The 12,436-nt window shown below is 60.7% G+C and carries 10 protein-coding genes and 1 pseudogene; 4 read left to right on the top strand and 7 right to left on the bottom strand.

Going from position 1 to position 12,436, the window contains the following annotated elements:
* Together hbdH and AB4O41_RS00265 are read left to right on the top strand one after the other, a co-directional pair.
* Nucleotides 1–774, top strand: a complete 774-nt coding sequence (hbdH, locus tag AB4O41_RS00270; RefSeq protein WP_460145706.1) for a 3-hydroxybutyrate dehydrogenase — start codon at nt 1–3, stop codon at nt 772–774.
* Between the two features lie 135 nt (nt 775–909).
* Nucleotides 910–2,865 (top strand): acetoacetate--CoA ligase, encoded by a 1,956-nt coding sequence (locus AB4O41_RS00265; protein WP_460145705.1) that lies wholly within the window; start codon nt 910–912, stop codon nt 2,863–2,865.
* 123 nt (nt 2,866–2,988) lie between these two features.
* Here AB4O41_RS00265 and AB4O41_RS00260 read toward each other — a convergent pair whose 3' ends face one another.
* Nucleotides 2,989–4,098: a PilT/PilU family type 4a pilus ATPase gene (locus AB4O41_RS00260; RefSeq protein ID WP_460145704.1), complete on the bottom strand. Its 1,110-nt coding sequence runs from the start codon at nt 4,096–4,098 to the stop codon at nt 2,989–2,991.
* 119 nt (nt 4,099–4,217) lie between these two features.
* Here AB4O41_RS00260 and AB4O41_RS00255 point away from each other — a divergent pair, with 119 nt between their 5' ends.
* Together AB4O41_RS00255 and AB4O41_RS00250 are read left to right on the top strand one after the other, a co-directional pair.
* Nucleotides 4,218–6,755, top strand: a complete 2,538-nt coding sequence (locus tag AB4O41_RS00255; RefSeq protein WP_460145703.1) for a PAS domain-containing hybrid sensor histidine kinase/response regulator — start codon at nt 4,218–4,220, stop codon at nt 6,753–6,755.
* Between the two features lie 66 nt (nt 6,756–6,821).
* Nucleotides 6,822–7,097, top strand: a complete 276-nt coding sequence (locus AB4O41_RS00250) for a peptidylprolyl isomerase (protein ID WP_007898282.1) — start codon at nt 6,822–6,824, stop codon at nt 7,095–7,097.
* Nucleotides 7,098–7,285: 188 nt separating this feature from the next.
* Here AB4O41_RS00250 and AB4O41_RS00245 read toward each other — a convergent pair whose 3' ends face one another.
* From AB4O41_RS00245 to AB4O41_RS00220, 6 genes and pseudogenes are all read right to left on the bottom strand, one after another.
* A complete protein-coding gene (locus AB4O41_RS00245) occupies nt 7,286–8,218 on the bottom strand; it encodes a sugar kinase (protein WP_460145702.1) in 933 nt (310 codons plus the stop codon).
* A 157-nt stretch (nt 8,219–8,375) separates the two neighbouring features.
* Complete coding sequence (locus AB4O41_RS00240) at nt 8,376–9,593, bottom strand: amino acid deaminase (RefSeq protein ID WP_460145701.1); 1,218 nt, start codon at nt 9,591–9,593, stop codon at nt 8,376–8,378.
* Between the two features lie 39 nt (nt 9,594–9,632).
* On the bottom strand, nt 9,633–10,397 hold the full coding sequence (locus AB4O41_RS00235) for an IclR family transcriptional regulator (RefSeq protein ID WP_460148230.1): 765 nt from the start codon (nt 10,395–10,397) through the stop codon (nt 9,633–9,635).
* Nucleotides 10,398–10,555: 158 nt separating this feature from the next.
* The gene (locus tag AB4O41_RS00230) at nt 10,556–10,945 is read right to left on the bottom strand and encodes a RidA family protein (protein WP_460145700.1); all 390 of its coding nucleotides are present in this window, start codon (nt 10,943–10,945) and stop codon (nt 10,556–10,558) included.
* 30 nt (nt 10,946–10,975) lie between these two features.
* A pseudogene (locus tag AB4O41_RS00225) lies at nt 10,976–11,768 on the bottom strand (amino acid ABC transporter ATP-binding protein).
* Nucleotides 11,765–12,427, bottom strand: coding sequence for an amino acid ABC transporter permease (locus AB4O41_RS00220; protein WP_460145699.1), 663 nt, complete (start codon nt 12,425–12,427; stop codon nt 11,765–11,767). The pseudogene AB4O41_RS00225 and the gene AB4O41_RS00220 overlap by 4 nt, the downstream one beginning before the upstream one ends.
* Nucleotides 12,428–12,436 lie beyond the last annotated feature (9 nt).

Here is a 12,436-nt window from a genome sequence, read left to right as displayed (position 1 = left end):
ATGACGACTCTTTCGGGCAAGACCGCACTGGTCACCGGTTCCACCAGCGGCATCGGTCTGGGAATCGCCCTGAGCCTGGCCAAGGCTGGCGCCAACCTGGTTCTCAACGGCTTCGGCGATGCGTCTTCAGTGGTTGCTGAAATCGAAAAATTCGGCGGCAAAGTCGGCCATCACCCCGCCGACGTCAGCGACCCGGCGCAGATCGCCGACATGATCGAGTACGCCGAGCGTGAGTTCGGCGGCGTGGATATCCTGGTCAACAACGCGGGCATCCAGCACGTGGCGTCGGTGGAAGATTTTCCGGTGGAGCGCTGGGATTCGATCATTGCGATCAACCTGTCGTCGGTGTTTCACAGCACCCGTTTGAGTTTGCCGGGGATGCGCACCAAGGGCTGGGGACGGATCATCAACATCGCTTCGGTGCATGGTCAGGTCGGTTCGGTGGGCAAAGCGGCGTACGTTGCGGCCAAGCATGGCGTGATCGGCCTGACCAAAGTGGTCGGTCTGGAAACCGCTACGACAAACGTCACCTGCAACGCCATCTGCCCGGGTTGGGTGCTGACGCCGCTGGTGCAGAAGCAGATCGATGATCGCGCCGCGACCGGGATCGACCCGCAGCAGGCGCAACATGATTTGCTGGCCGAGAAACAGCCGTCCCTGGAGTTCGTGACACCGCCGCAACTGGGTGAGTTGGTGCTGTTTTTATGCAGCGAGGCCGGTAGCCAGGTGCGTGGCGCGGCGTGGAATATTGATGGTGGGTGGTTGGCGCAGTAACCCGCCGCTAGCCTGCATGATCGTTCCCACGCTCTGCGTGGGAATGCAGCCCGGGACGCTCTGCGTCCCAAAGCGGACGCAGAGCGTCCATTGAGGCATTCCCACGCAGAGCGTGGGAACGAGAGAGGCCAAGCCATGTCCGACATCCTCTGGCAACCCGGCACCGAGCGCATCGGCAAGACCCGCATGGAAGCCTTCCGGCGTTTCGTCAATCAGCGACATACCCTTGAGATCGCCGACTACCCTGCCCTGCACCAGTGGAGCATCGATCAGCGGGAAGCTTTCTGGCAGGCCATCGTCGATTTCTTCGACATCCGTTTTCACGATCAACCGGACGCGGTGCTGATAGAGGGCACGCAAATGCCCAGCGCCCAGTGGTTCTCCGGCGCCACCCTGAATTTCGCCGAGCACCTGCTGCGCCGTCGCGACGATGCCGTGGCGGTGGTGGCCATCGGTGAAAACGGCCAACGGGAACAATTGACCTGGGCCGAACTGGCGGGCCACGTCGCCGGTTTTCAAAGCGGCCTGATAGCCGCCGGTGTCGGCCTCGGCGACCGTGTGGCGGCGTGCATGCCGAACACCTGGCAAACCCTGGTGGCCATGCTCGCCACCACCAGTCTGGGCGCGATCTGGTCTTGTTCCTCGCCAGATTTCGGTACCCACGGGGTGATCGACCGCTTCGGCCAGATCGAGCCGAAAGTGCTGATCACCTGCGCCGGTTACCGCTACGCCGGAAAAGAAATCGACCAGACCGACAAGGTCAATGAAATCCTCGGGCAACTGTCGTCGTTGCAGCAGTTGATCGTTGTGCCTTACGCGCGCCCCCAGACGCGCATCAAGGATTTTCACTGTCAGGCCAACGTGACGCTGTGGGACGATTTCTACGACCCGGGCGGCGAGCCGCAATTCGTTCCCGTGCCGTTCGCTCATCCGCTGTACATCCTCTATTCCAGTGGCACTACCGGCGTGCCGAAGTGCATTGTTCACAGCACCGGCGGCGTGCTGCTGCAACACGTCAAGGAACATGGTCTGCACACCGATCTCGGCCCCGGCGATCGCTTGTTCTACTACACCACGTGCGGTTGGATGATGTGGAACTGGCTGGTCTCGGCCCTGGCAGTCGACAGCGCCGTTGTGCTGTATGACGGCTCGCCGTTTCATCCGGGCCCGGAGCGCTTGATCGATCTGATCGACGACGAACGCATCAACGTCTTCGGCACCAGTCCCAAGTTCCTCACCGCGCTGGAAAGCAATGGCGTGAAGCCGTGCGAAAGTCATGACCTGAGCAGCCTGAAAACCGTGCTGTCCACCGGTTCCGCGCTGTCACCGCAAAGCTTTGATTACGTCTATCGCACGTTCAAGTCCGACCTGTGCCTGTCCTCGATGTCTGGCGGCACCGATATCGTTTCGTGCTTTGTGATCGGTAACCCGGTCCTGCCGGTACGCCGTGGCGAAATGCAGTGCAAGGGCCTGGGCATGGCGGTCGAAGTCTGGAACGACGCCGGGCAGCCTGTGATCGGGGAAAAAGGTGAATTGGTGTGTACCCGACATTTTCCGGCGATGCCCATCGGGCTATGGCATGACCCGGATGGGGAGAAACTGCGAAAGTCCTATTTCAGCCTGTTCCCCGGCGTCTGGGCCCAAGGCGATTATGCCGAGCAACTGCCCCATGGAGGGATGCTGATCCACGGTCGCTCCGACGCGGTGCTCAACCCCGGCGGCGTACGGATCGGCACGGCGGAAATCTATCGTCAGGTGGAGAAAGTCCCGCAGGTGCTGGACAGCGTCGCCATCGGCCAGCAATGGCAGGATGACGTGCGAGTGGTGCTGTTCGTGAAACTGCGCGACGGCGTTGAGCTGGACGAAGCGTTGCAACAACAGATTCGCCAAGTCATCCGCGCCAACACCACACCACGGCATGTGCCGGCGAAGATTGTCGCGGTGACGGACATTCCGCGAACCATCAGTGGCAAGGTGGTCGAGCTGGCGGTGAGGAATGTGGTGCATGGCCAGAAAGTGAAAAACACCGATGCACTGGCCAATCCCGAGGCACTGGAGCAGTTTCGTGACCTCCCTGAATTGAATAATTGAAACGTAGATCCATTGTGGGAGCGGGCTTGCTCGCGAAAGCGGTCTATCAGCCAACATCCATGTTGAATGTGAAATCGTCTTCGCGAGCAAGCCCGCTCCCACATTTGATCGTCGTTGCCTGCGCTAGTCCACTAATCCCCATTCACCCGGCGGTGTATGAGGCCCGGGCGTAGCCTCGGCGTGCATTTTCAGCCGCAGTCGCAAGTTGTTCACCGAGTCCGCATGTTTCAGCGCCTCTGCCTCATCGATCGCGCCCTCGGCAAACAGCTCGAACAGCGCCCCATCAAACGTCTGCATCCCGGCCTCTGAAGACTTCTCCATAATCCCCTTGAGCTCGGAAAACTCATTGCGCCGGATCAGGTCGCCGATGGTCGGCGTTCCCAGCATGATCTCCACCGCCGCCCGGCGCTGCCCATCGCGAGTACGCACCAAACGCTGGGAAACAAAGGCCTTGAGGTTATTGCCCAGGTCATGAAGCAGTTGCGCCCGGCGCTCTTCGGGAAAGAAGTTGATCACGCGGTCCAGCGCCTGATTGGCGTTGTGCGCATGCAAAGTGGAAATGACCAGATGACCGGTATCGGCAAACGCCAGCGCGTGCTCCATAGTCTCGCGATCGCGAATTTCGCCGATCAGCACCACGTCCGGCGCCTGACGCAGGGTGTTTTTCAACGCAGCATGAAAACTGCGGGTGTCTACGCCGACCTCACGCTGGTTGATGATCGACTTCTTGTGCCGATGGATAAACTCGACCGGGTCTTCGATGGTGATGATATGGCCGCTGCTGTGGCGATTGCGGTAATCGATCAGTGCCGCCAGCGAGGTCGACTTGCCCGAGCCGGTCGAACCGACGAACAATATCAGCCCCTGTTTGAGCATCACCGTTTCGAGCAGCACCGGCGGCAGTTTGAGGTCTTCGAAGCGGGGAATGTCGAGTTTGATGTTGCGCGCCACGATGGACACATCGTTGCGCTGCTTGAAGATATTGAGCCGAAAGCGCCCGACGCCAGCCAGGGACAGCGCCAGGTTCATTTCCAGTTCGCGATCGAACTCCAGGCGCTGTTCGGCGTCCATGATGGACGCGGCGATGGCCGCGATTTCTCCGGGCTTGAATGGCTGCTCGGCCAAGGGTTTGAGCACACCGTCGAATCGCGCACTGGGTGGCGCGCCCGTGGACAGGTAAAGATCGGAGCCATTGCGGCTGGCCAGAATCTGCAACAGTGCATCGATTTCCATGGCAAAAAACACCCGCGAAGCATTCAATTGAAAAAATGACCCAAAACGGGTCATCCAGCGTCTACCGCCCTGCAAGGATAGTAGACGCCGCCACACCGACTGACGCGCAGGACATTGTAATGAACGCACTACCAACCGCCAGCGACGCCCAGGCCTTGATTGCTCGACTGGACTGGACAAACAACCCGCTGGGCGCCGCCGACCACTGGCCACAGAGCCTGCGCACCGCCGTGGACATTGTGATTCACTCGCCCATGCCAATGCTGTTGCTGTGGGGCCCGCAGCTTACGCAGATCTACAACGACGGCTTCGCCTTCCTCGTCGGCAGCAAGCACCCTCACGCTTTCGGACAACCGACGCACCAGATCTGGCCAGAACTTAAAGACTTCACCGACCCGATTTACAGCGCCGTCCTACAGGGCCAGGTGCGGACCTACAGCGAACAGCGCTTTACCTTGCAGCGCGACGGTCAGGATTCCGACTTCTGGCTGGATTTGACCTACAGCCCCATTCGCAATGAAAGCGCCGAAGTGGCCGGGATTCTGGTCACGGCCATCGAAACCAACGAACGCCGCCGCATCGCCCTGGAACTCGAACAACGCTCCGCCGCGAGCCTCAAGGCCCAGCAGGAAACCGAGCAGCGCCTGCAACTGGCGCTGGCCGCCACCGATGCGGTCGGCACCTGGGACTGGGACATCGGCGAAGACCGTTTCATCGCCGATGCCCACTTCGCCCAGTTGCATGGCATCAATCCGGCCATGGCCAGCCAGTTGCCCATCAGCGAATACCTCCACGGCGTGCACCCGGAAGACCGCGCCATGATTGCCCGCAGCATCAAGCACTGCATCACCCATGGCAGCGAGTACGCCGAGGAATATCGCTTGCTGCAACCCGACGGCCAATTGCGCTGGGTGTTTGCCCGGGGCCGCTGCTACAAGGACCATCATGGCCGGCCGATCCGTTTCCTTGGCGCGGCACTCGATCTGACGGAACGCAAACACATCGAACAGGCCTTGCGCCAAAGCCAGACCGAGCTGCAACTGATCATCAACGCCATGCCAATCCTGATCAGTTACGTCGACAGCGAGGAGCGCTTTCGCCTGAACAATGCCGCCTATCTGGAATGGTACGGCCTGACGCCCCAAGAGCTTTACGGCCGTACCATCCACGAAGTGCTGGGCGACGAAGCCTATGCCTCGCGCGCCGAATACATTGCCGAGGCGCTGAAAGGCAAGGCCTGCAGTTTCAGTATCAGCGCCGCGCACCGCGACGGCAGCCCTCGTCAGGCCTTGATGAACTACCTGCCCCGTCATGGCCCGGACGGCGCGGCAAATGGTTTTTACATCTTCGTAATCGACGAAACCGAGCGCAAACACACCGAAGAAGCCCTGCGCAATCTCAACGAAACCCTTGAAGAACGCGTCAGCGCCCGCACTCAACAATTGGCCGAAGCCAACCAGCGACTGCAGAACGAGATGTTCGAACGCGAGCGCGCCGAAGACGCCTTGCGGCACGCGCAGAAAATGGAAGCGGTGGGACAACTCACCGGCGGCATCGCCCATGACTTCAACAACATGCTCACCGGCATTATTGGCAGCCTCGATCTGATGCAACGCTACATCGCCGACGGGCGTGCCGCCGAGATCGGTCGCTTCACTGAAGCCGCCGTATCCTCGGCCCACCGCGCCGCCGCCCTGACCCATCGCCTGCTGGCGTTCTCCCGGCGTCAGTCGCTGGATCGCAAGCCGCTGAATGCCAACCATCTGGTGCATTCCCTGGAAGATTTGTTCCGCCGCACCAAGGGCGACCATATCGAGCTCAAAATGCAACTGGCCGATGAAGTCTGGCCGGTCAGTACTGACGTCAGTCAACTGGAAAACGCCTTGCTCAACCTCGTCATCAATGCCCGGGATGCGATGCCCGAAGGTGGCGAACTGCTGATCGAAACCGCTAACGTTCACCTCGACGGCAGCGACATCACGCCCCTGGAACCGGTCAGGGCCGGGGATTACCTGATGATTGCCGTCAGCGACAACGGCACGGGCATGACCCCGTCAGTGTTGGCCAAGGCCTTCGAACCGTTCTTCACTACCAAACCCATCGGTCAGGGCACCGGCCTTGGGCTGTCGATGATCTATGGCTTTGCCCAGCAGTCGGGCGGGCACGTCAGTCTTCACAGCCTGCCGGGCCAAGGCACCTGCGTTCGGCTGTATTTACCACGGCTGCACGTCGCAGTGCCGGAACTTACTTTGATGCCGCTCACCGGTGAAACACCGGCAGCAGTTGCCGGTGAAACCGTGGTGCTGGTGGAAGACGATCCGGCGGTGCGCATGCTGGTGCTCGACCTGCTTAATGAGTTGGGTTATCACGCCCATGAAGCCGAAGACGCGAAAGCCGCCCTGCCCTTGCTGGAATCCGACTTGCGGGTCGATCTGCTAGTGACCGATGTCGGGCTGCCGGGCATGAACGGTCGGCAACTGGCGGAAATCGCGCGTCAGCATCGCCCGGGTCTGAAGGTGCTGTTCATGACCGGTTATGCGGAAAAAGCCGCCGAACGCCAGGGTTTCCTGGAGGAAGGCATGGACATGGTGGCCAAACCCTTTTCCATTGACCTGTTGGCCAACAAGATTCGCACGATGATCGGCCAAGCGGACTGAGTTAAGGCATAATCGCGCGCCCCACGCTGGCACCAACATAGCCACCACCGTTGCAAGGTACTGCCAATGAAAGCCCAAGCCCGCCATATCCTGGTGAAAACCTCGGAAGAAGCCGAGCAGCTCAAACAACGCATCGCCAAGGGCGAAGCCTTCGATGTACTGGCCAAGAAATACTCCACGTGCCCGTCCGGCAAACGCGGCGGCGACCTGGGCGAAGTGCGGCCCGGGCAGATGGTCGGCGTGATCGATGCAGTGATCTTCAAAAAACCACTGCGGGTGGTGCATGGGCCGATCAAGAGCAAGTTCGGGTATCACCTGGTGCAGGTGTTTTATCGGGATTGATGGGCTTGGCTTTAGGGCCTCATCGCGGGCAAGCCCGCTCCCACAGGGGTTGTGAATTGCCACAGATTGCAACCACACCAAAAAACCTGTGGGAGCGGTGATGTGATTGCAATCGTGGGCAACTCACAAATCCCTGTGGGAGCGGGCTTGCCCGCGATCCGATTGCGCAGCAAGCGGCCATCCACCGCTTATCTCGGGATCAGCGCCCCCGGCACCTGAATCACCCGACTCGCCAACCGATGCCCGGCCTCGGCAGCTTCGACCGGGCTGCCGCCCTTAAGCCGGCACGCCAAATACGCCGCACTGAACGAATCCCCCGCCGCCGTGGTGTCCACCACCCGTTCGACCACCTGCGCCGGCACTTCGAACGACTCACCGTCACAGCGAATCAGACACGCCTCGGCACCGCGCTTGAGCACCACTTCAGGCGTGCCCATCTGCTCGTAAGCGGCAAACACCGCCGCGCAATCGGAAAAGTCGAACAGCGCCTGCTCGTCGTCAACCGTCAGCAACGCCAGGTCGATATAGGGCAGAACGCTGCGATAAGCCGCCCGTGCCGCTTCAATCGACACCCACAAGCGTGGCCGGTAGTTGTTGTCGAACACGATCCGCGCATCCCGCTGCCGGGCTTCGATCAGGGTTTCCAGAAGTTTTTCTCGCCCCTGCACACCGAGCACCGCCAGGGTGATGCCGCTGAAATACAACACGTCGTAATCCGGCAACGCCGCCAGAATCGGCGCGGCCGCCGGGGTGGTGAAGCAATCGCGCACTGCCGCTTCGTTGCGCCAGTAGAGAAAACGCCTCTCGCCGGCCGCATCGGTCTGGATGCAATACAGGCCGGGCAAGCGACCGGGCAAACGCTGGACCATGTCCAGGCCAATGTTTTCGCTGGCCCAGCTCTGGCACATCGCATCGCTAAAACTGTCATCGCCCAGGGCGGTGACGTAATCCACCGTGCCGCCATCGCCCAGTTCGCGGGCCAGGTAGACCGCGGTGTTCAAGGTATCGCCGCCGAAGCTTTGTTGCAGGGTGCCGTCGGCGCGCTGCTGCAATTCGATCATGCATTCGCCGATCAGGGCGATGCGCGGGGTGTTGGGGCCCAGGGTGTTGATGGTGTTCATCGTCGTGGGGTCTCTGGTATTGCGATGTTGTTTGGTAGGCCGTCATCGCGGGCAAGCCCGCTCCCACAGGGATTTGTGAATTGCCACAGATTGCAGCCACACCAAAGAACCTGTGGGAGCGGGCTTGCCCGCGATGGCCGCACCTCGGTCTGGAACCTTAAAAACAGGTTTCCATGGTCTCTATCACCTGCAACTGCTCATCCACCAAACACCCAATGCGCCACTTGTCGAACGTCAGGCACGGGTGCGAAGTACCGAACGAAATGATATCGCCCACCCGCAACTCAATCCCCGCCGCCACGGTCATGAACGCGTGCTGGTCCATCACTGCCGTCACTTTGCAGGCACTCACATCATCGCCGACCGCCGGCACCACACCGGCCTTGTAACGCAGCAACGGCACCGGCAAACCGGCGTCGTAGGCAACGTCGCGTTTGCCCAGGGCAATCACCGCAAAACCCGGTTCCGGCAATGACTGCACATGCGCCCAGACTTCCAGCGCCGGGCGCAAACCTTCGTGCAGGTCGCTGCGACGGTCGAGCACGCAGCATTGCGCTTCTTTGTAGATGCCATGGTCGTGGGCCACGTAACTGCCGGGGCGCAGCACGCTGAGGAAACGCCCGCCGGCGTTCTGCGCTTCGAACGACTCGGCGATCAGGTCGTACCAGGCCGAACCCGACGCCGTGATGATCGGCTTCGCATTGGCGAACGCACCGCTGTCCTGCAACTGCACTGCCAGACGCACCAGAGAATCGGCGAACTCACGGATCCCGCTCACCGCGTGATCGCCGTGAATCACCCCTTCGTAACCCTCGATGCCGGTCAATGCCAGCGCCGGTTGAGCCGCGATCGCCTTGGCCAGCGCCAGGACTTCGGCTTCGGTGCGGCAACCGCAACGACCGCCGACCACGCCGTACTCGATCATCACATTCAGGCGCACACCGCGCGAAGCGAAATACGCGCCGAGGTCCGCGACGTTATCCGGGTGATCGACCATGCAATAGAAATCGAACGTCGGGTCTGCCAACAGATCGGCGATCAGCGCCATGTTCGGCGTGCCGACCAATTGGTTGGCCATCAGCACCCGATGCACGCCATGGGCGTAAGCCGCGCGGGTTTGCGTGGCACTGGCCAGTGTGATGCCCCAGGCACCGGCGTCCAGTTGGCGACGAAACAGCGCCGGGGTCATGCTGGTTTTACCGTGCGGCGCCAGTTCCGCGCCGCTGTTGCTGACGAAGTCCTGCATCCAGCGAATGTTGTGTTCCAGCGCTTCGCGGTGCAGCACCAGCGCAGGCAGGCTGACGTCGCGCACAAGATTGGCGCCTGTGTGGGCAAAGCCCTTTTCCACGGCGGCTGTATTTTTGGCAGAAGACATGGTCGAACTCCTCACATTCGCGGCCGCAGGCAGCCGCTGTTATTCGTTGATACGCCGGGCGAGACTGTTGGCGCTGTCGATCAACACCCGGCGATAGTCGTTGTAATTGTTCTTCGCGTCGGCCCGTGGGGCGACGATGCACAGGGTCGCGATGGCCACGCCGTTCGGGTCTTTGACCGGAGCGGCGAAGCAATGGGTAAAGGTGTCGGCGACGCTATCGAAGGAAAAGAACCCATCGATACCGGCCTGGCGGATTTCCTGGAGAAACCGCTCCAGCGGCAGACGTTCGCCATCGGGCAGGATGAAGTCGTCGGGGTCGATCAAATCGACGATCTGCTGATCGCTCAGGTGCGCCAGCAACAGGCGCCCGGAAGCGGTCCAGGGAATTGGCGCGTTCTCGCCGATGTCCGAGGAAATGCGGAAATGCCGCTCGCCCTCTTTCATCAACGCTACGGTGTATTTACGCCCGTTGAGCAGGCACATCTGCGCGGTTTCGCGGGTCTGGCTGACGATCTCTTGCAAGGCAAGATCGGCCTCGCGGGTCAGGTCGAAATGGCGCAAATGCGCCTGCCCGAGGAAGTACAGCTGACGACCGAGGTAAACGTGACCGTCCTTGCCCACAGGTTCAAGAATGCGCCGTTCCAATAAGGACGCGACCAGTTCGTAGACCGTGGACTTCGGGCTGCCGATGCCGCTGGCGATTTCGTTCGGGCGCAGGGGCTGGCCGATTTCCTTGAGGAAATCGAGAATGTCGAACGCCCGGTCCAGACCGCGAGCCCGGCGCTTGATGGTGTCTTCGGTCATGTCAGTGGTTCCCATACAAATTCGCCGGGGAGTTTACCGCTAATGATCGTTCCCACGCTCTGCGTGGGAATGCCTCAACGGACGCTCCGCGTCCGCTCTTGGGACGCAGAGCGTCCCGGGCTGCATTCCCACGCGGAGCGTGGGAACGATCTATAGCCTCAAACCTTTTTCTTGTACGCGACGCAATCAATCTCAACCTTGCAATCGACCATCATGTTCGCCTGTACACAGGCCCTCGCCGGGGCGTGTTCGCTTTTGAAGTACTCGGAGAACACCTTGTTGAAACTCCAGAAATCCCGCGGGTCTTCCAGCCACACGCCGGTACGGACCACATCTTCCAGACCGTAACCGGCCTCTTCCAGGATCGTGATCAGGTTTTTCATGGTCTGGTGAGTCTGCTCGACAATCCCGCCCACGATGATTTCGCCATCCAGCGCCGGCACCTGGCCGGACACGTGCAGCCAGCCATCGGCTTCGACGGCGCGGGCGAAAGGACGGGGCTGGCCGCCACCGGCGGTGCTGCCGGTGCCGTAACGAGTAATGCTCATGGGTGTTTCTCCTGATTAAAAAGTGAATGTTTAAAAGCGGGTGCTCTTGAGAAATTCCGCCAGACGCGGCGATTGCGGGCGTTCGAACAGTTCCTTGGGTGGCCCCTGCTCTTCGATCCGCCCCTGATTCATGAACACGATTTTGTCCGACACCTCAAAGGCAAAGCGCATTTCGTGGGTCACCAGCAGCATGGTCATGCCGTCTTCGGCCAGCCCCTTGATCACGTTCAGCACCTCGCCGACCAGTTCCGGGTCGAGGGCCGAGGTGACCTCATCGAACAGCATCAGGCTCGGGTTCATCGCAATCGCCCGGGCAATCGCCACGCGCTGTTGCTGGCCACCAGACAACTGACCAGGGTAATGGTCGCGACGTTCCAGCAGCCCAACCCGCTCCAGCCATTTTTCCGCCAGCGCCACGGCTTCATCCTTGTGCAGCTTTTTGACCTTGAGCAACCCGAGGGTGACGTTCTGCAACGCGGTGAGGTGCGGGAATAGATTGAATTGCTGGAACGCCATGCCGGTCATCGCTCGATGGCGGGCGATGACTTTTTCCGCGTGACGCACGCGCTTGCCGTTGACCTCGTGATAACCGATGGATTCGCCATCGAGCAGAATCTGCCCGCCCTGGAACTCTTCGAGCATGTTCACGCAGCGCAGCAGCGTGGTCTTGCCCTGAGCCGCTGGAGCCGATCAGCGTGACCACGTTGCCGCGCTGCATGGTCAAGTCGACGCCCTTGAGCACTTCGAGCTGGCCGTATTGTTTATGCAGGCCGCGGATGTCCAGCAGCGCTTGATCCTGTGTCGAAACTTGAGCTTGAGTCATGGCAAGGCCACCCGCTTTTCAATGTGCCGGCCGAGTAATTCGATGGCGTAATTGATGATGAAAAAGAGCAAACCGGCGAACAGGTAAAACTCCAGGGTCATGAACGTCCGGGCGATGATCTGCTGGGTGCTGAGCAGCAATTCGGCGACGCCGATCACCGACAACAGCGTCGAGGCCTTGACGATCTCGGTGGACGAATTGACCCACGTCGGCAAGATCTGCCGCAACGCCTGGGGCAACAACACGTAGCCCAGCGCCTGGTAAAACGTCAGGCCAATGGCCTTGCTCGCTTCCATCTGGCCACTGGGCAGCGCCTGCAATGCACCGCGCACAATCTCCGCGACGTGGGAGCCGCAAAACAGCGTCAGCCCCAAGGTGCCGGCCCCGAATGCGCTGATTTGCCAGCCCAGTGCCGGCGCCATGTAGAAGCAGGCCAACACCAATACAAACACCGGCGTGCCGCGAATGATGTCAACGTAAAACCGGAACGGCGCGCGCATCCAGAACGTGCCATAGGTGAGCACTAAACCTGCAACGATACCGACAAGCGTGCCCAACAAAATCGCCAGCGCCGAGCACTGCACACTGGTCAGAAAGCCCTGCCACAGGACGTCCCGCGCCACCCATAACTCATGCAACCAACTGGTGGATTCGTACATGGGGGGCCT

This window comes from Pseudomonas sp. S2_A02, from assembly GCF_054668495.1.
This window is presented reverse-complemented; position numbering and strand designations above follow the sequence as displayed.

Coding starts and splice junctions, on each gene's coding strand:
- AB4O41_RS00230 (WP_460145700.1), bottom strand. CDS start 10,945: ATGAGCATTACTCGTTACGGCACCGGCAGCACCGCCGGTGGCGGCCAG.
- AB4O41_RS00260 (WP_460145704.1), bottom strand. CDS start 4,098: ATGGAAATCGATGCACTGTTGCAGATTCTGGCCAGCCGCAATGGCTCC.
- AB4O41_RS00220 (WP_460145699.1), bottom strand. CDS start 12,427: ATGTACGAATCCACCAGTTGGTTGCATGAGTTATGGGTGGCGCGGGAC.
- AB4O41_RS00240 (WP_460145701.1), bottom strand. CDS start 9,593: ATGTCTTCTGCCAAAAATACAGCCGCCGTGGAAAAGGGCTTTGCCCAC.
- AB4O41_RS00255 (WP_460145703.1), top strand. CDS start 4,218: ATGAACGCACTACCAACCGCCAGCGACGCCCAGGCCTTGATTGCTCGA.
- hbdH (WP_460145706.1), top strand. CDS start 1: ATGACGACTCTTTCGGGCAAGACCGCACTGGTCACCGGTTCCACCAGC.
- AB4O41_RS00265 (WP_460145705.1), top strand. CDS start 910: ATGTCCGACATCCTCTGGCAACCCGGCACCGAGCGCATCGGCAAGACC.
- AB4O41_RS00250 (WP_007898282.1), top strand. CDS start 6,822: ATGAAAGCCCAAGCCCGCCATATCCTGGTGAAAACCTCGGAAGAAGCC.
- AB4O41_RS00245 (WP_460145702.1), bottom strand. CDS start 8,218: ATGAACACCATCAACACCCTGGGCCCCAACACCCCGCGCATCGCCCTG.
- AB4O41_RS00235 (WP_460148230.1), bottom strand. CDS start 10,397: ATGACCGAAGACACCATCAAGCGCCGGGCTCGCGGTCTGGACCGGGCG.